Source organism: Janthinobacterium sp. NKUCC08_JDC (assembly GCF_019345575.1).
GTDB lineage: Bacteria > Pseudomonadota > Gammaproteobacteria > Burkholderiales > Burkholderiaceae_D > Janthinobacterium > Janthinobacterium aestuarii.
On the sequence record NZ_JAHKQW010000004.1, the window covers coordinates 159581 to 181112 of the forward strand.

The following is a 21532-nucleotide window of genomic DNA, read 5'->3' on the forward strand; positions in this document are numbered from 1 at the left end:
GATTACGCGTTTCGCTAATCCGACCTACGCGACGTTCGCGACGGACATGAAAAAGCCGCCCGGCTTTGCACGGGGCGGCTCGATGCTAGCGCGTTGGCACTGCTGTTACCACATGATGACGCGGTCTTTCGGCGGCAGATACATCTTGTCGCCCGGTTTCACGTCGAAGGCTTGATAGAAGCCGGGCTGGTTGCGCATGGTGCCGTTGGCGCGGAACTGGCCTGGCGAGTGCGGGTCCGTTTTCAGCAAGACCAGTTGCTGCGCTTCACGCATCTTCATGCGCCATACCTGGGCAAAGCCCGCGTAGAAGCGCTGTTCACCCGTGAAACCGTCGATGACGGGGGCTTTCTTGCCGTTCAGCGACAATTTGTATGCTTTGTACGCGATTGCCACGCCGGAATTGTCGGCGATGTTCTCGCCCAGGGTCAGTTCGCCGTTGACGAAGTGGCCTTTCACCGGGCTGAAGCCGTTGTACTGCGCCACCAGCTGCTTGGTTTTCTTGGCGAAGTTTTTATGGTCAGCCTTGGTCCACCAGTCGCGCAAATTGCCGTCGCCGTCGTACTGGGCGCCCTGGTCGTCGAAGCCGTGGCTGATTTCATGGCCGATCACGCCGCCGATGGCGCCATAGTTGACGGCATCGTCCGCGTTGGCGTCGAAGAACGGTGCTTGCAGGATGGCGGCCGGGAAGACGATTTCGTTCAGCTCAGGATTGTAATAAGCGTTCACGGTCTGCGGCGTCATGCCCCACTCGTCGCGGTCGATCGGCTGGCCCAGCTTGTTCAGCTCGCGGTTGTAGTTGAGCAGGTGCGAACGCTGGATGTTGCCGATCAAGTCGTCCGGCGCCACCGTCAGGCCCGAGTAATCGCGCCATTTGTTCGGATAGCCGATCTTGGTGGTGAACTTGGCCAGCTTGATTTGCGCCTGTTTCTTGGTGACGGGGCTCATCCAGTCGAGCTTGTCGATGCTTTGCTTGTAGGCCGTCATCAGGTTTTTCACCAGCGCTTCCATGCGCACCTTGCGCTCGGCCGGGAAATACTGCTCCACGTACAGCTGGCCCACGGCTTCACCCAGCGCGCCTTCGACGGCGCCCACGCCGCGTTTCCAGCGCGGACGCATTTCCGTCACGCCCGTCAGGGTAGTGCCATAAAACGCGAAGTTTTCATCGACATACGCTTTCGGCAGGTAGCCGGCGTTCGCGTGCAGCAAATGCCACTGGAAGTATGCTTTCCACGTTTCCAGCGGCGTCTTGTTGGCGATCTCGGCAAAACCCTTCAGGTAGCTGGGCTGGCTGACGATCACATAATTGACCTTGCCGGCGATACCCGTGTCCTTCAGGTAGCGGGCCCAGTCGTAGCCTGGCGCCACGCTGGCCAGTTTCGCCAGTTCCACCTTGTTGTAGGTTTTGACGGGGTCGCGGTTCTGCACATTGCTCCATTGCGCCTTGGCCAGTTCCGTTTCCAGCGCCAGGATAGCCTTGGCATTGGCGGCCGCGTTCGCGTCGCCAGCCAAACTGAGCATTTTTTCCACGTGGGCCAGGTATTTGGCGCGCGTATCGGCCTTGCCTTCTTCCAGGTAGTAATCGCGGTCAGGCAAGCCCAGGCCGCTTTGCACGATGTCGGCCACGTATTTGGTGGAATCCTTGGCGTCCTGGTGGATGCCGAAGTCGTAAGGCGAGGTCACGCCCAGCTTGCTGAAATGGGCGATCACGGCCGGCAATTCCGCCTTATCCTGCAGCGCGGCGATCTTCGCCAGCTCCGCGTTCAAGGGCGTCAGGCCCAGGCTTTCCAGCTTGGCTTCATCCATGAAGCTGTTATAGAAATCACCGATTTTCTGGGCATTCGAACCGGCCGCGCGTGCCTTGTCGGCGGCAGCGCCTTCGACGATGCCGCGCAGCTGCGTTTGCGTATCGTCGGCCAGCTTGGCAAAACTGCCCCAGCTTGACTTGTCGGCAGGAATGACAGTTTCCGCCAGCCATTTGCCGTTCAGGTGCTGGAACAGGTCGTCCTGCGCGCGCACGGCAGGGTCGACGTATTCGACGGCGATGCCCGACGTCAGCGCCGCAGCGGCGACGGCCGTGGCGGGAGCGGCGGCGGCTTTCTTGGCACTATCAGCGGCGCCAGCCATGCCGGACACGCCGGCCAGCAAACTCAGGGTCAAAGCACTTAACAAATAACGATTCACGGTTGTCCTCTATATTATATTGTGTGGAATATAAGGGTCAGAAGGCCCAAGGCTTCTGGCCCGGTTTTTGACTGTAGCATACCGGCCGAAATGACAGAAAAAACTTTGGCCAGAATGCAAAAAAGACCACGCAAGTGGTCTTTTTTGTTGTGACAAGATAACGTTTACATGGGTACGGCGTTTACCAGATGATCACGCGGTTTTCCGGCGCGACATACATCTTGTCGCCCGGTTTCACGCCAAACGCTTCATAAAAACCTGGCTGGTTGACCATGGTGCCATTGGCGCGGTACTGGCCCGGCGAATGGGGATCGGTCTTGATCTGCACGATCTGCTGCGCTTCGCGCATCTTGCTGCGCCACACTTGGCCAAAGCCCATGTAGAAGCGCTGGTCGCCCGTCAAACCGTCCAGCACGGGCGCCGGCTTGCCGCCCAGCGAGATTTTATAGGCTTTATAGGCGATCGCCACGCCCGAGTTGTCGGCGATGTTTTCGCCCAGTGTCAGCGCACCGTTGACGTGGTAGCCAGGCAATGGGCTGTAGCCGTCGTACTGCTTGGTCAGCGCGTCGGCCTTGGCCGCAAAATTCTTGCGGTCGGCCGGGGTCCACCAGTCGCGCAGGTTGCCGTCGCCATCGGACTGGCTGCCCTTGTCGTCGAAGCCATGGCTGATTTCATGGCCGATGACGGCGCCGATGGCGCCATAGTTGACGGCGTCGTCCGCGTTGGCGTCAAAGAACGGTGGCTGCAGGATCGAGGCGGGGAAGACGATTTCATTCATCGTCGAGCTGTAATAGGCGTTCACCGTTTGCGGCGTCATGCCCCACTCTTCGCGGTCGATCGGCTTGCCCAGCTTGGCCACCTGGCGCGCGGAGCCGAAGTTGGCGGCGCGCATCATGTTGCCCACCAGGTCGCCCTGGACGATTTGCAGCTTCGTGTAATCGCGCCATTTGTTCGGATACGCGATTTTCGGCGTGAACTTGGCCAGCTTGGCTTGCGCTTCCTTCTTGGTCTCCGGGCTCATCCAGTCCAGGGTGTCGATGCTGTCCTTGTAGGCGGCCAGCACGTTTTTCACCAGTTCCTGCATGTGCGCCTTGCGCTCTGCCGGAAAATATTGCGCGACATACAGCTTGCCGACGGCTTCGCCCAGCACGCCTTCGACGGCGCCCACGCCACGCTTCCAGCGCGGCTGGTTTTCCTTCACGCCACTGAGTACCGTGCCGTAGAAGGCAAAGCTTTCATCGACGAAGTTTTTCGACAGGTAGCTGGCATAGCTGCGCAGCAACTGCCATTCGAAATACGCTTTCACGGTGTCCAGGTCGCTTGATGCCAGCACCTTGTTGTAGCCGGCCAGGTAGCTTGGCTGGTTGACGATGACGTAATCGACCTTGTTGGCGATACCGAGCGCGGCCAGGCCCGACTTCAGGTCGTAGCCCGGGGTCAGGTCGTTCAGCTTATTGATATCGGTCTTGTTGTAGCGTTTGACGGGATCGCGGTTCTCGACCTTGGTCCATTGCACTTCGGCCAGGGCCGTTTCCAGCGCAACGACCGCCTTGGCGCGCGCGGCAGCGTTCTTGTCGCCGGCCATGGCCAGCATTTTTTCCACGTGCGCCTGGTATTTTTCCTTGACGCCAGCCTGCTTGGCTTCCAGGTAATAGTCGCGGTCAGGCATGCCCAAGCCGCTTTGGCTTACATATGCCGCATATTTCGTCGAGGCACGCGCATCCTGGCTCACGTAGACGGCATAGGGAGTCGACACGCCCGTCTGGCTCAGGTGGGCGATCAGGGCCGGCACGCCCTTCTTGTCGCGCAGCGAACGGATGCGGTTCAGTTCGCCGGCCAGCGGCTTCGTGCCCAGCGCATCGAGCTTGGCTTCATCCATGTAGCTGGCGTACAGGTCGCTGATTTTCTGTGCTTCGGAACCGGCCTTCTTGTTTTTGTCCTGTTGCGTCGCTTCGATGATGCCGCGCAATTGCGGCGTCGTGTCATCGCGCAGCTTGGCGAACGAACCCCAGCTCGACTTGTCGGCAGGGATCTCGGCCGTCGCCAGCCACTTGCCGTTCAAATGGGTAAAGAAATCGTCCTGCACGCGCACGGCGGGGTCGATGTACTGCACATCGATGCCGGAAACGACGCCAGCGGCGGCAGGCGCGGCGCTTGGGGCCACGGTCGGGGCGGCAGCGGCGGATACGGGTTCGGCGGCATGGGCAAACGCAGCCAACAGGGTCAGGGTCAGACTGCTCAAGAGATAGCGATTCACGAATTGTCCTTATGGGGCATGTCAAAAAGACCGGGCAGATAGCTGCGGGCGGATAGCCCGCCGCGCCAGGCGCTGCAGGAATGTAGCACGCGCCGCTCAGTTCGGCCAAGCTCAAGGGGCGTTCATTGTCCAGTCCGGCGAGCATGGCGTGGGCTGGAACAGCGCATGCAGCGTTTATCCATACAGATAAAGCAGGTCGTCGATCAGCGCCAGTTCCTGTTGCGTGAACTGCGTGTTGTTGAACTGCCCGATAGCTTCGAGCACACCTCTAATCGGCACTTGCCGTGACGGATCCTGAACGATGTCGATCAGCAGGCCGACATCAGGATACCGCCCCCTCAGATACTTTTCGATCAGCGCTTTGAGCGAGACTCGTGCCTGCAAATCAGTTAACATTTTTTATCTGCTGGGAAGAAAGAAGCTCCAGTCTAAATGAGCCGGAGCCCGCGGATAAAAAAAAGCCTGCGTCCGCGGACGCAGGCAAAACCACTTCGGGTCGAGAATGCGAGTCCACTATAGGGCCGCCGCACACGCTTTTTTTCGACTCTTACAAATGCTTACTCCCCTCAAGACTCCCTATACATCGCATACAAAACCGCAACATATGGCAAGCTGGCAGCCCCGTTTTCGCGCGTAGACTGGGTCCAGGCACGCTTTTTCCACGGCCGGCCCACGCCGGCAGAGATTCAGGTCTATACTTTCAACAAAGCGCCGCTCCACGGGGACTGGCGCTTGTGCAAGACACGCTAGCTGCAAAGGTGCAATGATGGGCAAACTCAAAAATACCGGCTTGATCGGCCTGGGCGTGGTGGCCGGCGTCGCCGTGTCGCTGCAATTTTCCGCCATGGCGCAAAAGACCGTCGAGCCGCCCCTGCCGCTGGAAGAGCTGCGACAGCTGGCCGACGTGTTTGGCCTGATCAAGTCCGATTACGTCGAGCCAGTGGAAGACAAGAAACTGCTGGAAGACGCCATTTCCGGCATGGTTGCCTCGCTCGACCCCCATTCCGCCTACCTGGACAAGAAAGCCTACGCCGAGCTGCGCGAAGGCTCCGAAGGCAAGTTCGTCGGCCTCGGCATTGAAATTGGCCTCAGCGAAGACGGCTACATCAAGATCGTCTCGCCCATCGAGGATTCGCCCGCCTACCGCGCCGGCATCAAGGCCGGCGACCTGATCACCCGCCTCGATGGCCAGCCCGTGAAAGGCGTCAGCCTCGACGACAACGTCAAGCGCATGCGCGGCGAACCGGGCACCAAGGTGTCGCTGACCATTGCCCGCAAGGATGAACCGCAGCCGCTGGCCTTCACCATCACGCGCGAGGAAATCCATCAAAAAAGCGTGAAGGCGAAGATGGTCGAGCCGGGCTACGCCTGGCTGCGCGTATCGCAATTCCAGGAACCGACCGTCGACGACATGGCCGCGCAGATCACGGCGCTATATCAACAAGATCCGAACATCAAGGGCATGGTGCTGGACCTGCGCAACGATCCGGGCGGCGTGCTGCAGGGCGCCATCGGCGTCTCGGCCGCCTTCCTGCCGAAGGACGCGGCCATCGTCTCGACCAACGGCCAGCTGCCGGACTCGAAACAGGTGTTCTACGGCCGCGCCGAATACTATACCTTCCGCTCGGAAGGCGATGCGCTGGCGAAATTGCCCGCCGCCATCAAGAAAGTGCCGCTCGTAGTGCTGGTCAACACGGGGTCGGCCTCGGCCTCGGAAATCGTCGCCGGCGCCCTGCAGGATTACAAGCGCGCCACCATCATCGGCACGCAAACCTTCGGCAAGGGTTCCGTGCAAACCATCCGCCAGCTGACCGCCGACACGGCCGTCAAGCTGACGACGGCCCGCTACTATACGCCGAACGGCCGCTCGATCCAGGCCAAGGGCATCGTGCCCGACCTGCTGGTCGATGAAAATGCGGACGGCGACGGCTTGAACGGCTTGCGCATCCGCGAAGCGGACCTGACCAAGCATCTGAGCAACGACCGCGACAAGGAAAGCGCCAAGGCGGCCCCCGTCAACGACGAGATGGAAGAGCAATTGCGCATCATCGCGCTGGAAAAGACTCGCAAGCCGCTGGAATTTGGCAGCAAGGACGATTTCCAGTTGCACCAGGCGCTGAACCACCTGAAGGGCTTGCCGGTGCAGCTGGCCAAGGCCGAACCGGTGGTGGTGCAAGCCGACGTCAAGAAAGAACAGAAGAAGTAAGCAGTTTGGGGTCAGACCCGGCGGGGCTGCCCCCATCACACGCAATACCCCCAGCACCGCTCCACGCGACAAAAATCAATCTTCCGCCACACATCGCCCTGCCCCGCAACACGAAACTCTCTACAGTCGAGCCTGTTTGTGTAAAATTTGCTTCACTTATCGGCGCCACGTCGATTGCCAAATTTGAAAGTTTAACCATGAAACAAGTCGTCATCAGCGGTACCGGACTGTACACGCCGCCATTTTCGATCTCCAACGAAGAGCTGGTCACCTGCTTCAATGCCTACGCGGAAAAGTTCAATGCCGACAACGCCGACGCGATCACCGCGGGCACGGTGACGGCGCTGGACCTGTCGAGCGTGGCCTTCATCGAAAAGGCGTCCGGCATCAAGTCGCGCTTCGTGATGGAAAAGGAAGGCATCCTCGATCCGGCGCGCATGGTCTCGCGCATCCCGGAACGGGGCGATGACGAACTGTCCCTGCAGGCGGAAATGGCGGTCGCCGCCGCGCGCGACGCGCTGGCGCGCGCCGGCCGCACGCCAGCCGATATCGACATGGTGCTGGTCGCTTGCAGCAACATGCAGCGCGCCTACCCGGCCATGGCCGTGGAAGTGCAGGATGCGCTGGGCATCGATGGTTATGGTTTTGACATGAACGTGGCGTGCTCGTCGGCCACCTTCGGCATCCAGCAAGCCGTGGCCGCCGTGCAAAGCGGCCAGGCGCGCGCCGTGCTGGTCCTGAATCCCGAAATCACCAGCGGCCACCTGAACTGGCGCGACCGCGACAGTCATTTCATTTTCGGCGACGCCTGCACCGCCATCATCGTCGAAGCGAAAGACACGGCCGTGTCCCAGCACCAGTTCGAGATCATCGGCACGGAACTCAAAACGCGTTTCTCGAACGCCATCCGCAACAATTTTGGCTTCCTCAACCGTTTTGACGAGTCCGGCGTGGGCCAGGCCGATAAATTGTTCCGCCAGCAAGGCCGCAAGGTTTTCAAGGAAGTGTGCCCGATGGCCGCCGAGATGATCAAGGCGACCCTGGCCAAGGCCGGCGTGGAAGTGGCGCAAGTCTCCCGCTACTGGCTGCACCAGGCCAACCTGAACATGAACTTGCTGATCGCGCGCCTGATCCTGGGCCGCGACGCGGAAACCAATGAGGCGCCCGTGATCCTCGACACCTACGCCAACACCTCGTCGGCCGGTTCCATCATCGCCTTCCATAAATATCAGGATGACATGGCGGCAGGCAGCACCGGCGTCATCTGCTCGTTCGGCGCCGGCTATTCCATCGGCTGCGTGGTCGTGCGCAAGCTCTGAGCGCATGGGTGTAACATCGCCTGACTCCTGAATTAGGCGATGTTCAAGGTGGATAGGCATGCGTTCGTGGCCACCTGGACGAAGATATAGCACAGGTTTTTTGCAATAAAGCCGCAGGAAATTTTCCGGCAGGGGCTTTGATGCGTTTATACTTGGTCGCTGAGCAACATCTTTTTCTACCCGCACGTCCCCATAAGGAACCCCACACGCATGCCCCATGACATCAGCCTGATCACCACCATCGCCGCCGCCCTCGGGTTTGGCCTCATCTTCGGCTTCATCGCCGCGCGCCTGAAACTGCCGGCACTGGTCGGCTATCTGGCCGCCGGCATCATCATCGGACCGGCCACGCCCGGTTTTGTGGCGGATGCGGAAATAGCGGGACAATTGGCGGAAATCGGGGTGATGCTGATGATGTTCGGTGTCGGCCTGCACTTTTCCATCGAAGATTTATGGGACGTGCGCAAGATCGCGCTACCCGGCGCCATCCTGCAGATCGGCGTCGCCACGGCGATGGGCATGGGCCTGGCCCACTGGTGGGGCTGGACCCTCGGTGGCGGGCTGATCTTCGGCCTGGCCCTGTCCGTGGCCAGTACCGTGGTGCTGCTGCGCGCGCTGGAAGAGCGGGGCATCCTCGACTCGCTCAATGGCCGCATCGCCGTCGGCTGGCTGGTGGTAGAAGACCTCGTCACTGTGCTCGTGCTCGTGCTGCTGCCGGCGTTTGCCGGCGCGCTGGGCGGCAAGGTCGCCCCTGGCGCCGAATCCGTCAGCCTGTGGCAGACCCTGGCCGTGACCCTGGGCCAAGTGGCCGGTTTCATCATCTTCATGCTGGTCGTCGGCCGCAAGCTGTTCCCGTGGATACTGTGGCAAGTGGCGCGCACCGGCTCGCGTGAACTGTTTACCCTGTGCGTGATCGCGGCCGCCGTCGGCATCGCCTATGCTTCCACCAAGCTGTTCGGCGTGTCGTTCGCGCTGGGCGCCTTCTTCGCCGGCATGGTGCTGCGCGAGTCCGAACTCAGTCACCGCGCCGCGGAAGAATCCTTGCCCCTGCGCGACGCGTTCGCCGTGCTGTTCTTCGTTTCCGTCGGCATGCTGTTCGAGCCGAACATCCTCATCGACAAGCCCCTGCAAGTGCTGGCCGTGTGCGCCATCATTATCTTCGGCAAATCAATCGCCGCCTTTTTGCTCGTGATGGCGCTACGCTATCCGCCGAAGACGGCCATCATCGTCTCGGCCAGCCTGGCGCAGATCGGCGAGTTCTCGTTCATCCTGGCCGCGCTGGGCCTGTCCCTGGGCCTGATGCCGCAGGAAGGCCAAAGCCTGATCCTGGCCGGCGCCATCCTGTCGATCGCCCTCAACCCGCTCGTCTTCAGCATGGCCAAGCCGCTGCTGCGCGTGATGAACAACAGCGATTTCGCGCGCAAGTTCGAACGCACGACCGACCCGCTGGCCGAGCTGCCGATGACGGTGCCGCAAGAAAAACTGTCGGGCCAGATCGTCCTCGTCGGCTATGGCCGCGTAGGCCGGCGCATCGCCGCCGCCCTGATGGAGCGGGGCATCCACTTTGTCGTGGCCGAGGAAAACCGCGAAATCGTCGACCAGCTGCGCAAGCAGGGCATTCCGGCCGTGGCCGGCAATGCGGGCGAACCGGCCGTGCTGATCCAGGCGCACATCACGCACGCCACCATGCTCGTCATCGCCACGCCGGACACCTTCCACGTGCGTGCCATGATCGAGACGGCGCGCGCGCTGAACCCCGCCATCCTGACGGTGGTGCGCACGCACAGCGAAGAAGAGGCGGAATTGCTGCGCGCGGAAAACGCGGGCAAAGTCTTCATTGGCGAGCACGAGCTGGCCAATGGCATGGCCGAGCACGTGCTGCAAAGTTTTGAGACGGCGAAGAAGGGGCATGGCGGGCATTAAGCCAGCGCCCTTTCCGTCCAGCAAGCCTGCCCGCTACCCAGCCGGCAGGCTTTCTTTTTACAGGCTGGCGGCCAGCTCCGCCCCTTCCCGTATCGCCCGCTTGGCATCGAGTTCCGCCGCCAGCGCGGCGCCGCCGATTTTATGGAAACGCGGACCTTCCGACGCCAGCGGCTTGCCATCCTTGTCGGTTGGCGGCATGAGTTCCGTGAGACTATCCTGCCCCGCGCAGATGACCACGTTGTCCACCGCCAGCAGGCGCTGCTCGCCGCCCACGGTGATATGCAAGCCCTGCTCGTCGATCTTGTCGTAGCTCACGCCAGCCAGCATGGCCACGCCGTTTCTCGCCAGCGCCGCGCGGTGCACCCAGCCCGACGTCTTGCCCAGCCCCGCGCCCACTTTCGACGTCTTGCGCTGCAACAGGAAGATTTGCCGCACAGGATGGGGCGCCACGGGCGGCACCAGGCCGCCGCCGGTCGCCGCGTTCAGGTCCACGCCCCACTCGCCCGCCCAAGTGGCCACGGCTTGCGGCAGCGGATGCGCCGGGTCGTGCAGCAGATACTCTCCCACGTCGAAACCGATGCCGCCCGCGCCGATGATGGCCACGCGCGCGCCCACGGGCTTCTTGGCTTGCAGCACATCGAGGTACGACAGCACCTTCGGATGGTCGATGCCGGGAATGGCCGGCAAGCGCACCTTGATGCCGGTGGCGACGATGACGTCGTCATAGCCGCCGGCCAGCAATTGCTCGCGCGTGATGCGCTGGCCCAGGCGCAGCTTGACGTCCAGCAGCGCCAGGCGGCGCGCAAAATAACGTATGGTTTCCGTAAATTCTTCCTTGCCGGGAATTTGCATGGCCACCTTGAACTGGCCACCCACGCTGTCGCTGCTGTCGAACAGGGTCACCGTATGCCCGCATTCGGCCGCCACGCAGGCGGCCGACAGGCCGGCCGGGCCCGCGCCGACGACAGCCACCTTGCGCGGCACGGCCTTTTTCGCGTACACGAGTTCCGTTTCATGGCAGGCGCGCGGGTTGACCAGGCAGCTGGCGCGCTTGTTGGCGAACGTGTGGTCGAGGCAGGCCTGGTTGCAGCCGATGCAGGTATTGATTTCGTCGGCGCGTCCCGACGCCGCCTTGGCGACAAAATCAGGGTCGGCCAGGAAGGGGCGCGCCATCGACACCAAGTCGCAGTCGCCCCGCTCGAGGATGGCGTTGGCTTCGTGCGGCATGTTGATGCGGTTCGACGCCACCACGGGAATCGTCACTTCGCGGCGCAGCCGGCCCGCCACGGAAGCAAACGCGGCGCGCGGCACCGAGGTGACGATGGTGGGAACACGCGCTTCATGCCAGCCGAAGCCGGTATTCAAAATCGTCACGCCCGCGTGCTCGAGCGCCTTGGCCACCGTCACCACGTCATCCCAGGTATTGCCGCCTTCGACCAGGTCGAGCAAGGAATGACGGTACATGATGATGAAGCTGGGGCCGACGGCGGCACGGATGCGGCGCACGATGTCCACGGGCAGGCGCATGCGGTTCTCGATCGTGCCTCCCCAGCGGTCCTGGCGCAGATTCGTGCGCGCGCACAGGAACTGGTTCAATAAATATCCTTCGCTGCCCATCACTTCGATGCCGTCATAGCCCGCCTTTTGCGCCAGGCGCGCGCAGCGCACATAGTCGCAGATCGTGCGTTCGATGCCACGCTCGCTCAAGGGACGGGGACGGAATGGCGAGATCGGCGATTTCTTGGCCGACGCCGAGACGACGAACGGCTGATAGCCATAGCGGCCCGCATGCAGGATCTGCATGACGATCTTGCCGCCCTCCTCGTGCACGGCGCGCGTCACCTTGCGGTGGTTCGGCACGTCGCCGAGGAAATTGAGGGTGCCGCCAAACGGCAGCAGCCAGCCTTGGCGGTTCGGCGAGATGCCGCCCGTGACGATCAGCCCCACGCCGCCGCGCGCCCGTTCGCGGTAAAAGGCGGCCAGCTTGCCATAATGATAAAATCGGTCTTCCAGGCCCGTGTGCATGGACCCCATGATGACTCGGTTGCGCAAGGTGGTAAAACCCAGGTGGAGCGGGGCCAGCAGATGGGGATAGGCAGTCATGGTGATCGGTCCGGTAGAAGTGGTTGCAGGCCGTACGGTAGCAAGCATTGCCGATCGCCGCAGCGACTTTCTCTAGACCGGGAGTTCTAAATCGCCCGGCGCAGCGGCCGGCGATGGGTACAGCTTGTGCCGGGCGGTACTTTCCCGTAGGCTAGCTGGCATGAAGCGACTCTTCCTCTGCCTGCTGATGCTGTGCGCCGTCCCCGCTACCGCGCTGGCACAGGCGATACGCCTGGACAAGCTCAAGGTCGAGGTCAAGCGCATCGAGGTCGACGGGCAGCGCATGTATGAAGTCGATGCCAGCGCCAGCGTGCAGGCGCCGCCGGCCTCCGTGTGGAAGACCCTGACCACTTACGAGCGCATGAGTGAATTCGTGCCCGACCTCAGCTCCTGCCGCGTGCTGTCGCGCAACGGCAATGAAGTCATCATCGAGCAGCAGGGCATGGCGCGCTTCCTGTTCATGAACCACCCCATCCACCTGGTGGTGCGGGCCACGGAAACGCCGTTGACGTCCATCGACATCGCCCTGATCTCCGGCGACATGCGGCACTACGAATCGCGCTGGAATTTGTATCCCGTGCCCGAGACGGGCGGCACGCGCATCGTCTTTTCCAGCCGGCTGATGCCGGGCTTCTATGTGCCCGGCATGCTGGGCACGACCATGATACGCGGCGATATCGAGCGCATGATGGCCGCCGTGCTGGCCCGCATCGACAGCCAGTACGCTGACAAATCCAGCTGAATTACGCCAAGTAGGTATCGCGGTCGCGGATTTCCGCGAAATTTTCCAGGCTGCCCAGCTTCACCGTGACGGGATTCAGGCTCGCCTGCGGCTGCATCGAGCGCCAGGCGAACAGCCATTCCTGCTCGGGCGCTTCGGCGCGCGTCTTGGTAAAGGCGGCGCCCAGGGCGGCGCGCTGGCCGTATTCGACCAGGCCATCGATGCCTGCCCAGCTGGGCAAGGTGCGCTGCACGGCGCGGTGCAGGCGTTCGCCGAATTCTTCCGTATTGTGGATGATCAAACAAGCGTCGGCCGGAGCGAACAGGTCGAACAGTTGCTTGTCCCACACTTGCGAAAAGCTCAGGGTCAAACAATTGCCCGCAGGCGCCAGGCGAAACTGGCCCAGGCTCAACGCCAGCTCGAGTTCGCTGCGCTGGCCGTAGCGGTGCAGGGTGGGGGGACGTTTGTAATCGTGCATGCTGGACTCGTTCTTCAATAGTAGGGTAAACCGGCGCGCCGCTTAACGTGGCGGGCGGATATGGCGCCGGATGCGCTGGGCCGTCGCGGCCAGATAAATTTCGCGCAGTAAATAAATAAAACAGCCGATCAGGCAAATCACGGCCAGCACAAAGAAGGCCGCGATGTATCTGTCCAGGGTCAGGTTCAGAATATCGCCCAAAAACAGCATGGCGATGATGACGCAGACGAAGAAACCGCACGCCGTGCTCAGCGAAATCGAGTAATTGATCAGATGGGTACGCCGATACAGGGTATCTAGCTCATCCATATAGAAATCGTTGTAGCCGATGTCGAGCCGGTCTTCCAGCACGCGCGTGCGGTCGATGATGCGGCCCAGGCGGTTGGTCAGCACCACCAGCATAGTGCCGATACCGGTCAACAGGAAAACCGGCGCAATCGCCAGCTGGATGATATGGCCGATGTCGCCGATCTGTATGTTCATGGATAAAAAGTCGTGGGTTCACACCGGCGCCCGACCGTGGCGCCAGCACAGGCCATAGTGTAGCAGGTGGCGCACGCCGGCTGGCCGCTTTGCCAACCGGCATGTTGCAAGATCATGCGAAGCCGCGTCCCGGTACGAAGCGCTCGGTGGCGCGTACCAGCGCCGAAGCGATGCCGTGCTCGAGCGCGCCATGGCCCGCGTCCGGTATCATTTCCAGCTGCGCGCCCGGCCATGCCTGCTGCAGGCGGTAGGCCGACAGCGGCGGACAGATGGCGTCGTAGCGTCCTTGCACGATGACGGCCGGCAAATGCGCGATGCGCCCCATGTTGCGGATCAGCTGGTCTTCCTCGAAGAAACCGAGATTGGCCATGTAATGCGATTCAAGCCGGCCCACGCCCAGGTCCAGCGCATCGTTCGGCGCATCTTCCGGCTGCGGCATCAGGTAGACGCGGCGCCCTTCGAAGCGGCTCCAGGCGCGCGCGGCCGGCCAGTACACGTTTGGATCGCTGCTGAGGATGCGTTGCACATAGGCCGCCAGCAGGTCGCCCCGCTCTTCCGGCGGTATCGGCGCGGCAAATTCCGCGTACAGTTCCGGATAGAACCAGCGCACGCCCTCGATGAACCAGTCGATTTCCGCCTGCGTGCACAGGAAAATGCCGCGCAGTACGAAACCGAGGCAGGCTGCGGGATGCGCCTGGCCATACGCCAGCGCCAGGGTCGAGCCCCACGAGCCGCCAAACACCAGCCATTGGTCGATGCCGAACTGGGCGCGCAGGCGTTCGATGTCCTCGATCAGCAACTGCGTCGTGTTGTTGCGCCATTCGCCCAGCGGCGTGGACTTGCCCGCGCCGCGCTGGTCGAACAGGATCACGCGGTAGCGCTGCGGATCGAAGAAGCGGCGGTGCTGCGGCGACAGGCCCGCGCCGGGGCCGCCATGCAGGAACAGCACGGGAATGCCGTCGGGATTGCCGCACTCTTCCCAATAAATGGTGTGGATGTCATCGACCGCCAGCATGCCGTGCCGGTTCGGCGACAGGGCGGGAAACAAAGGAGACAGGGAATCGGGCATGGCGGTCCTTGGAGTGGCGGTCAGGGCGCCAGGCACGAGTCCTGGCAACTGTTCCAATTATAGTGCGCGCCCGGCGCCTCAGGCCAGCAGCAAAGGCAGGCGGTTCGACGACTTGATTTCGCGCATCGACAGGCTGGACTGGATTTCCGCCACGCCAGGCAAGCGGCGCAGCACGGTCGAGACGAATTCGCCATACGCTTCCAGGTCGCGCGCCACCACTTGCAGGAAATAATCGGCTTCGCCCGCCACGTTGTGGCAGGACAGAATTTCGGGAATCGTCGCGATGGCTTGTTCGAACTGCGACGGCTGCTCGCCGCCATGGTTGGCGAACACGACCCGTACGAACGCGACCAGGCCGATGCCCAGCTTCTTGCGGTTGAGCAAAGCCTGGTAGCCGGTAATAAAACCTTCCTCTTCCAGGCGGCGCAGACGGCGCCAGACGGGGGTTTCGCTCAGTTTCAAGCGCTCGGCCAGGCGCGCATTCGACAGCCTTCCTTCATCCTGCAACAGCCTGAGTATCTGCAAATCGGTGGCGTCGAGGCTAACTTCTGAAATTTTCATCTAATTTTTGTTTTTATACGAGTGGAATCTACCCGAATACTAGGGCATGCAGGGCAGGAAAAGCAAGCACATTTCATCGCCGCAAGAACATAATGGGGCCCGGCGAGCAGGCTGCACCGTGCGCATGCTCCCGCTTTTCTTTTCGACTGGCCCATGTCCGATTCTACCTTCCTGATGTACTTGCTGGCACTGGCTGGCGCCTTTTTATTACCGGGCCCCGACATGGCGCTGGTGCTGGCGACGGGCGCCGCGCGCGGCGTGGCCACGGCACTGGTGACGGCCGTGGGCATCGCCGGCGCGCGCGCCGTCCACGTGGCGCTGTCGGGCGCGGGCCTGGCGGCATTGATGGTGACGCATCCGCAAGCCTTGCAGTGGGTCAAATGGGCGGGCGCCGCCTACCTGCTGTACCTGGCGCTGCGCTTGCTGCAGTCGGCCCTGTCGAGCAAAACGGCGCAGGAAGAAGCGGCACCCGCCACGGCGCACAGCGCCCGCGCCAGCCTGATGCGCGGCTTCCTGACGAATCTGCTCAATCCGAAGGCACTGCTGTTTTGCAGCATGTTCCTGCCGCAATTCGTCGCCGGCAGCGAGCAGGTCGGCATGCAATACCTGCGCCTGGGCGCCGTCCTGGTGCTGATGGGCCTGTTGTTCGACGCCATCTACGCCGTGCTGGCCGCACGCCTGGCGCGCCGCCTGCGCGGCAAGCCTTCGCCCTATGGCAAGTTCGTGCTGCCGTCCGTCTTCGTGCTGCTGGCCGGACGGCTGGTGCTGGGCTGAACTGCTTTAGCGTCGGCAAAGAAGGCAGGATAATCGTTCAGCAGGCTGCGCTCGAGGTCGTTGACCTTGCGAAATTGCCGCAGCGACGGCGCCATGGCCCGGCCCGCATCCCAGCTGCGCCAGGCATTCGGCGCATCGAACTGCGCCAGCAGGGCGTCGCCCAGATCCTGATACACGGCCGCCATCTGCGGCTTTGCCTGCAGCACTTGCAGATACAAGGCCGTCGCTTCCGGCCATTGTCCCAGCTTGGCGCGCAAATTCCCCTCGAACAAGGCCAGGACGGGCTGCTCCAGCCCCGTTTGCTTCCTCAATTCCTGCACGGTGGCCAGCGCGTCCGCGATGCCCTCCTTGTCCTTGGCCTGCAATCCCCGCGTCAAATCGTGGATGGGCAGGCACTCCTGCATGGCCCGTTGTTGCTGAAGCGACAGTTTTTCGACCAGCGCGCCCGTGGAAAAATGGTCTTCCAACATGGTCAAGAAAGCCTCGAAGGGCTTTTCCGCGGCAAAGAGCTTTTCCGCTTCGGCGCGCAGCGCGGGATGCGCCTGGGGGCTCAACGGCGGCAACAGCGCCGCCTGCGCCAGCACCCGTTCGAGCGGCGGCGCGTCGGCCGCCAGCGGACGGGGCCGGTAGGCAGCCAGCGAATAGGTGGCGGGCGCCCCCGCCGTCATGGCGCTGATGCGGAAATGGCGCGCGACCTTGCCGCCCACCTCCTCGTAGTGCAAGGTGAATGCGGCGGGAATGCGCTGGCCATCGGCCAGCAGCTTCAATACCAGCGGATGGCCGCCCCAGCTGTAGCGCAAGTACTGGGCAAACGCCGTCGCGTCGTCGCCGCTGACAGGGCTGCCGGCAATGCCCAGGCGCAGCAGGGGCTGTTCGTCAAGCGACCACAGCACGGCGCCGTCGAGCAGCTGGGGCTGCAGCGCGCCGCGCCGCTTGTTGTCCAGCACCGACAAAGCTTGCTCCTCATACACGGGCAGCGTTGCGTGCTGCTCAAGGCCGCCCGCCTTCAACATGCCGGCGATCCCCTGCCGGTGGCGCAGCTCGAAGACGCGAAAACCCGCCACGTCGAACAGCGAATACGTGTCGTAGGTGGACGTCGCCATATCGATGACGTGGCGCCGGCGCGTGGCAAAGTCCAACACGGACAAGGCCTTGCCATCGCGCACGCTCAGGTACTGTTCGCCCAGCACGACATCGCTTTCCTGCGTAGTGCGCGCGGGCAGGCTGGTTTTCACGCCGGGCTTGTTGACGCGCTCGGTAGTCACCGTGACGTGGAACGCGACGCTGGCCTGGGCCGCGCTGGCGCCCAGGAAAAGGATGGCGGCCACGCTGGCGCGGCGCAAGGCGGAAACAAGGGTCATGGAAATGATGCAGTGGAGAAATGCTGATTTTAAGGCAAATCCGGCCATCCCCTTGTTTTGCTGGCAAGCATAAAAAAAGACAGCCGAAGCTGTCTTTCTGTTTTACCTCAACAACGATTACGACATGTGCTGGCCGCCGTTGATGGAAATGTTGGCGCCCGTGACGAACGCCGCTTCATCAGAAGCCAGGTAAGCGACCAGGCCGGCCACTTCTTCCGGCTTGCCCAGGCGCGCCATCGGAATTTGCGGGATGATTTTGCTGTCGAGCACTTCCTGTGGAATCGCCATGACCATCTTGGTGCCGATGTACCCTGGCGAGATGGTGTTGACGGTGACGTTCTTGCGCGCCACTTCCAGCGCCAGCGACTTGGTGAAACCATGCATGCCGGCTTTCGCGGCCGAATAGTTGGTCTGGCCGAAGGCGCCCTTCTGGCCGTTGACGGACGAGATATTGATGATACGACCCCAGCCGCGTTCCACCATGCCGTCGCAGACGGGCTTGGTCATGTTGAAGACGGAATCGAGGTTGGTGCTCATCACGGCGTCCCAGTTCGGCTTGTCCATCTTCTTGAACGTCATGTCGCGCGTGATGCCGGCGTTATTCACCAGCACGTCGACAGGACCGATTTCCGCTTCCACGGCCGCCACGCAGGCAGCCGCCGAATCGTAGTCGGCCACGTCGCACGGATACGCCTTGAAGTCATAGCCCATGTCCTTCGTCGTCGCCAGCCATTCCGCGACCTTCGGATTGCCTGGGGAATATGTGGTCACCACGCGATAGCCGAGCGCCGCCAGCTTGAAACACACCGCTTCGCCCAGACCGCCCATGCCACCAGTTACCAATGCAACTCTTGCCATTTTCATCCCCTCAGTGTCGTTCTATTGCTAGAAAGTTAATTATTTAGTGAAAGTAGTCCACAACCGTTGAACCACAGCGCCGTACCGCACCGTATCCAAGCGTAGCGAGCGGCGATGATTTGTGGCTAAGAAGCGCAACCGTGCTCTAGCACGGTGAGCATCGCAGGCCGCAAAGCGCGCCGCGCAGTAGCTTGGGTGCGGTGCCAGCTACTTAATCCCGCTCGATCGCTAAAGCAACGCCCATGCCGCCGCCGATGCACAGTGCTGCCAGGCCTTTCTTGGCGTCGCGGCGTATCATTTCGTGGATCAGGGTGACCAGGATGCGCGCGCCGGACGCGCCGATCGGGTGGCCGATGGCGATCGCGCCGCCGTTCACGTTGATCTTGCTCGTATCCCAGCCCATTTCCTTGTTGACGGCAATCGCTTGCGCGGCAAACGCTTCGTTGATTTCCATCAGGTCCAGCTCTTCATGCGTCCAGCCGGCTTTTTTCAGGCACAGACGCGATGCGGAGACGGGGCCCATGCCCATGACGGCAGGGTCCAGGCCCGACGATGCATAAGCCTTGATGCGTGCCAGCGGCTTCAAGCCCAGTTCTTTCGCTTGCGAAGCGGACATCATGATGACGGCGGCGGCGCCGTCATTCAGGCCCGAGGCATTGCCAGCCGTGACAGTACCGTCCTTGGCAAACGCGGGGCGCAGGCCAGACAGCGATTCCAGGGTCGAACCGGGCTTGATGTATTCATCGCTGTCAAAGACGACGGTACCTTTTTTGTTGGCGATTTCCAGCGGCAGGATTTCATCCTTGAACTTGCCCGCTTTTTGCGCCGCTTCGGCCTTCAGTTGCGACTGCAGCGCGAATTCATCCTGCTCGGCGCGCGTTACTTCGTATTTCTTGGCGACGTTTTCCGCCGTGATGCCCATGTGGTACTGGTTGTACACGTCCCACAGGCCGTCGACGATCATGGTGTCGATCATCTTGAAGTCGCCCATGCGGAAACCGTCGCGCGAGCCGTTCATCGCGTGCGGCGACGCGCTCATGTTTTCCTGGCCGCCGGCGATGATGATGTTGGCGTCGCCGCACTTGATCGCTTGCGCCGCCAGGTGCGTGGCCTTCAGGCCGCTGCCGCAAACCTTGTTGATGGTAAATGCCGGGATGGCGCTGGGCAGGCCAGCCTTGATGACGGCCTGGCGCGCGGCGTTCTGGCCGACGGCGGCCGTCAGCACCTGGCCCAGGATCGCTTCGCCGATCAGGTTCGGGTCGATGCCGGTTTGTGCCATCAAGCCCTTGATTACATGCGCGCCCAGTTCGGACGCAGGAATCTTGGCCAGGCTGCCACCGAATTTGCCGACTGCGGTACGGCCAGCGGCCACGATTACGACATCATCCATTTATTTCTCCGATATGCAGGCCACGAGGGCCAAGGTCAAGGTGTTAATAGAATCCAATGAGAATCCGGGAAGACACAGCAAGCTGCGTTTCATTCTAGCGCGGCATGCGCCGCAGTTCCAGCGCCGCACCGCAGGCGGCGGCGATGACAGCCTGCTTGCGGTGGCGGCGGGCGGCCAGGCGCGGCGGATAGCCGCTGCCGGGCCGCAAAACGCTTACGCCTGGCGCGCAGGACGCGTGTTTTTATTTTTATCATACCCTTCATCTGCGCTGCCGAAAGTGGTTTTTAGAAAATTATTGAAGGGAATAATCAGGGGTACGGGGGTTTGCTTTACCACCTGCAACAGCTCGCCAAATTTTTGACGCGATGCAGCAAACTCACCCTTTGTCACAGTCTCGAATTTCTCCTGGGTTTCTTGGGCAACATCCTTTGCCTGGCGGCCATATGCACCGATGCGTTCGATGGCCAGTTGCGACTGCGTGCGCGACAGTTGCAGCAGCGCTTGCGGGTCCTTCACGGACAGCAGCTGATTGCCCGCCACCGTAGCGGCGGCCAGCGCTGCGCGGGCCGCATCGAGCTGCAAGTCCAGCACGCTGGCGCCGCTGTCGACGGCGGCCTGGGCATACGCTTGCGCGCTGATCAACTGCGCTTCCACCACGGCCTTGCCGGCCAGTGCCCATTGTTCGGAAAATGAAAACATGTCGTTCCTCCCCAAAGAGTAGGCAGCGCCATGTTGCGCCGCACAGTGCTCAACTGTAAGCGGTGGTTCATTGCTGAACCTTGATATTTATCAAGCTTTGCTGTTGGTTTGTTTCCAACTCAACGTTGATCAAGACAACAACTTGATACCATCGAGCGAGGCCGCGCACTGCTCGCGTATCACGCTGACGAAATCGCGCACATACGCCTTGTCCTGCAGATGGTCGGGCACGGAGACATACAGGTCGCTCCACAGGCCATGCTCGCCCACCGGGCGCGCCACCACATAATCGTAATCGACGTAATTCTTGATGGCCCAGTTCGGCAAGGCGGCGATGCCGCGCCGGCTCGCCACCAGTTGCAGCACGGCGACCGTCAATTCGGCCGTGCGGCGCTCGAACTGGATGCCGGCCGGCCGCAGCACTTCGCGGATCAGGTCGATGCGCTCTTCCGGTACGGGATAGGTAATCAAGGTCTCGCCCGTAAAGTCGGCCGCCGCCAGCCGGCGCTGCGCCTGCAGCCGGTGCTTCTGCGCCATCACCACCAGCATTTCAAAGCGGAACAGGGGAAACACGGTGAAATCGGGGCCATACGGCGAACCGATGACCAGGTCCGCCTCGCCCGAACGCAGCAAGTCGGCCGGTTCGCTGTGAAAGCCGGAAACAAGATCGATTTCCACTTCCGGCCAGCGCTGGCGGAACGCATCCATCACGGGCATCAGCCAGTCGAAGCAGGTATGGCATTCGAGCGCCACGCGCAGCTGTCCCTGGTCGCCCTGCGACAGGCGCGCCACGTCGCGCTCGGCCAGTTCAATCTCGGGCAGCAGCTTGTCGGCCAGCTCCAGCAGCCGGCTGCCCGTGGCCGTAAAGGCGATCGGCATCGACTTGCGCTCGAACAGGGGCGCCTTGTAGCGCTCTTCGAGCAAACGGATCTGGTGCGACAGGGCCGACTGGGTCAGGTTGAGCAGCTGCGCGGCGCGCACCAGGCTGCCGGACGAACGCAGGGCACTCAGGGTGCGCAGGTGGCGGATTTCTAGCATCGGGAAATTGGTGGCTGTACGTGAATTATTTTCATGTTATTCGTCAAAATGTTTCGTTTTGATTATAGACCAAGTTGCCGCACACTCTAGCGCATTCACATTAAATCTCGA

Annotated in this window: 18 protein-coding genes; 5 read left to right on the forward strand and 13 right to left on the reverse strand. The window is 61.9% G+C overall.

Annotated elements, in window-relative coordinates; genetic code table 11:
• Positions 1-105: 105 nt before the first annotated feature.
• The 3 genes from KO538_RS13045 to KO538_RS13055 form a co-directional block, all read right to left on the reverse strand.
• Entirely contained in the window at positions 106-2181 is a 2076-nt protein-coding gene (locus tag KO538_RS13045; RefSeq protein WP_128140944.1) for a M13 family metallopeptidase, read from the reverse strand.
• 181 nt (positions 2182-2362) lie between these two features.
• Positions 2363-4438 (reverse strand): M13-type metalloendopeptidase, encoded by a 2076-nt coding sequence (locus tag KO538_RS13050; RefSeq protein WP_219328541.1) that lies wholly within the window; start codon positions 4436-4438, stop codon positions 2363-2365.
• 174 nt (positions 4439-4612) lie between these two features.
• On the reverse strand, positions 4613-4834 hold the full coding sequence (locus KO538_RS13055) for a hypothetical protein (protein ID WP_072455918.1): 222 nt from the start codon (positions 4832-4834) through the stop codon (positions 4613-4615).
• A gap of 367 nt (positions 4835-5201) precedes the next feature.
• Here KO538_RS13055 and KO538_RS13060 point away from each other — a divergent pair, with 367 nt between their 5' ends.
• From KO538_RS13060 to ybaL, 3 genes are all read left to right on the forward strand, one after another.
• On the forward strand, positions 5202-6644 hold the full coding sequence (locus KO538_RS13060) for a S41 family peptidase (RefSeq protein ID WP_219328542.1): 1443 nt from the start codon (positions 5202-5204) through the stop codon (positions 6642-6644).
• 197 nt (positions 6645-6841) lie between these two features.
• Positions 6842-7963: a beta-ketoacyl-ACP synthase III gene (locus KO538_RS13065; protein ID WP_219328543.1), complete on the forward strand. Its 1122-nt coding sequence runs from the start codon at positions 6842-6844 to the stop codon at positions 7961-7963.
• Positions 7964-8173: 210 nt separating this feature from the next.
• Positions 8174-9886 (forward strand): YbaL family putative K(+) efflux transporter, encoded by a 1713-nt coding sequence (ybaL, locus tag KO538_RS13070; RefSeq protein ID WP_034752902.1) that lies wholly within the window; start codon positions 8174-8176, stop codon positions 9884-9886.
• A gap of 57 nt (positions 9887-9943) precedes the next feature.
• Here ybaL and KO538_RS13075 read toward each other — a convergent pair whose 3' ends face one another.
• Positions 9944-11989: an NADPH-dependent 2,4-dienoyl-CoA reductase gene (locus KO538_RS13075; RefSeq protein ID WP_219328544.1), complete on the reverse strand. Its 2046-nt coding sequence runs from the start codon at positions 11987-11989 to the stop codon at positions 9944-9946.
• Between the two features lie 160 nt (positions 11990-12149).
• Between KO538_RS13075 and KO538_RS13080 the strand changes: the two genes are divergently transcribed.
• Positions 12150-12731, forward strand: coding sequence for an SRPBCC family protein (locus KO538_RS13080; protein WP_254671738.1), 582 nt, complete (start codon positions 12150-12152; stop codon positions 12729-12731).
• A gap of 1 nt (position 12732) precedes the next feature.
• Here KO538_RS13080 and KO538_RS13085 read toward each other — a convergent pair whose 3' ends face one another.
• From KO538_RS13085 to KO538_RS13100, 4 genes are all read right to left on the reverse strand, one after another.
• Positions 12733-13188, reverse strand: a complete 456-nt coding sequence (locus KO538_RS13085; RefSeq protein ID WP_034752899.1) for a hypothetical protein — start codon at positions 13186-13188, stop codon at positions 12733-12735.
• Between the two features lie 42 nt (positions 13189-13230).
• A complete protein-coding gene (locus KO538_RS13090; protein ID WP_034752898.1) occupies positions 13231-13671 on the reverse strand; it encodes a DUF2721 domain-containing protein in 441 nt (146 codons plus the stop codon).
• A gap of 112 nt (positions 13672-13783) precedes the next feature.
• Positions 13784-14740, reverse strand: a complete 957-nt coding sequence (gene pip, locus KO538_RS13095; RefSeq protein WP_219328545.1) for a prolyl aminopeptidase — start codon at positions 14738-14740, stop codon at positions 13784-13786.
• 78 nt (positions 14741-14818) lie between these two features.
• Entirely contained in the window at positions 14819-15301 is a 483-nt protein-coding gene (locus KO538_RS13100) for an Lrp/AsnC family transcriptional regulator (protein WP_034752896.1), read from the reverse strand.
• A 153-nt stretch (positions 15302-15454) separates the two neighbouring features.
• On the opposite strand from KO538_RS13100, the gene KO538_RS13105 reads away from it, so the two are divergent.
• On the forward strand, positions 15455-16075 hold the full coding sequence (locus KO538_RS13105) for a LysE family translocator (protein WP_257620333.1): 621 nt from the start codon (positions 15455-15457) through the stop codon (positions 16073-16075).
• On the opposite strand, the gene KO538_RS13110 is transcribed toward KO538_RS13105, so the two are convergent.
• From KO538_RS13110 to KO538_RS13130, 5 genes are all read right to left on the reverse strand, one after another.
• The gene (locus KO538_RS13110; RefSeq protein ID WP_219328546.1) at positions 16012-17436 is read right to left on the reverse strand and encodes a hypothetical protein; all 1425 of its coding nucleotides are present in this window, start codon (positions 17434-17436) and stop codon (positions 16012-16014) included. The two genes, KO538_RS13105 and KO538_RS13110, sit on opposite strands and share 64 nt — an antisense overlap.
• Before the next feature lie 117 nt (positions 17437-17553).
• Positions 17554-18294 (reverse strand): acetoacetyl-CoA reductase, encoded by a 741-nt coding sequence (gene phbB, locus KO538_RS13115; RefSeq protein ID WP_034752894.1) that lies wholly within the window; start codon positions 18292-18294, stop codon positions 17554-17556.
• Between the two features lie 211 nt (positions 18295-18505).
• Entirely contained in the window at positions 18506-19684 is a 1179-nt protein-coding gene (locus tag KO538_RS13120; protein ID WP_034752893.1) for an acetyl-CoA C-acetyltransferase, read from the reverse strand.
• Between the two features lie 213 nt (positions 19685-19897).
• Entirely contained in the window at positions 19898-20383 is a 486-nt protein-coding gene (gene phaP, locus KO538_RS13125) for a TIGR01841 family phasin (RefSeq protein ID WP_051991330.1), read from the reverse strand.
• Positions 20384-20512: 129 nt separating this feature from the next.
• Positions 20513-21421 (reverse strand): LysR family transcriptional regulator, encoded by a 909-nt coding sequence (locus tag KO538_RS13130; RefSeq protein ID WP_219328547.1) that lies wholly within the window; start codon positions 21419-21421, stop codon positions 20513-20515.
• Positions 21422-21532 lie beyond the last annotated feature (111 nt).

Coding starts and splice junctions, on each gene's coding strand:
- KO538_RS13055 (WP_072455918.1), bottom strand. CDS start 4,834: ATGTTAACTGATTTGCAGGCACGAGTCTCGCTCAAAGCGCTGATCGAA.
- KO538_RS13060 (WP_219328542.1), top strand. CDS start 5,202: ATGATGGGCAAACTCAAAAATACCGGCTTGATCGGCCTGGGCGTGGTG.
- KO538_RS13065 (WP_219328543.1), top strand. CDS start 6,842: ATGAAACAAGTCGTCATCAGCGGTACCGGACTGTACACGCCGCCATTT.
- ybaL (WP_034752902.1), top strand. CDS start 8,174: ATGCCCCATGACATCAGCCTGATCACCACCATCGCCGCCGCCCTCGGG.
- KO538_RS13075 (WP_219328544.1), bottom strand. CDS start 11,989: ATGACTGCCTATCCCCATCTGCTGGCCCCGCTCCACCTGGGTTTTACC.
- KO538_RS13080 (WP_254671738.1), top strand. CDS start 12,150: ATGAAGCGACTCTTCCTCTGCCTGCTGATGCTGTGCGCCGTCCCCGCT.
- KO538_RS13085 (WP_034752899.1), bottom strand. CDS start 13,188: ATGCACGATTACAAACGTCCCCCCACCCTGCACCGCTACGGCCAGCGC.
- KO538_RS13090 (WP_034752898.1), bottom strand. CDS start 13,671: ATGAACATACAGATCGGCGACATCGGCCATATCATCCAGCTGGCGATT.
- pip (WP_219328545.1), bottom strand. CDS start 14,740: ATGCCCGATTCCCTGTCTCCTTTGTTTCCCGCCCTGTCGCCGAACCGG.
- KO538_RS13100 (WP_034752896.1), bottom strand. CDS start 15,301: ATGAAAATTTCAGAAGTTAGCCTCGACGCCACCGATTTGCAGATACTC.
- KO538_RS13105 (WP_257620333.1), top strand. CDS start 15,455: ATGTCCGATTCTACCTTCCTGATGTACTTGCTGGCACTGGCTGGCGCC.
- KO538_RS13110 (WP_219328546.1), bottom strand. CDS start 17,436: ATGACCCTTGTTTCCGCCTTGCGCCGCGCCAGCGTGGCCGCCATCCTT.
- phbB (WP_034752894.1), bottom strand. CDS start 18,294: ATGGCAAGAGTTGCATTGGTAACTGGTGGCATGGGCGGTCTGGGCGAA.
- KO538_RS13120 (WP_034752893.1), bottom strand. CDS start 19,684: ATGGATGATGTCGTAATCGTGGCCGCTGGCCGTACCGCAGTCGGCAAA.
- phaP (WP_051991330.1), bottom strand. CDS start 20,383: ATGTTTTCATTTTCCGAACAATGGGCACTGGCCGGCAAGGCCGTGGTG.
- KO538_RS13130 (WP_219328547.1), bottom strand. CDS start 21,421: ATGCTAGAAATCCGCCACCTGCGCACCCTGAGTGCCCTGCGTTCGTCC.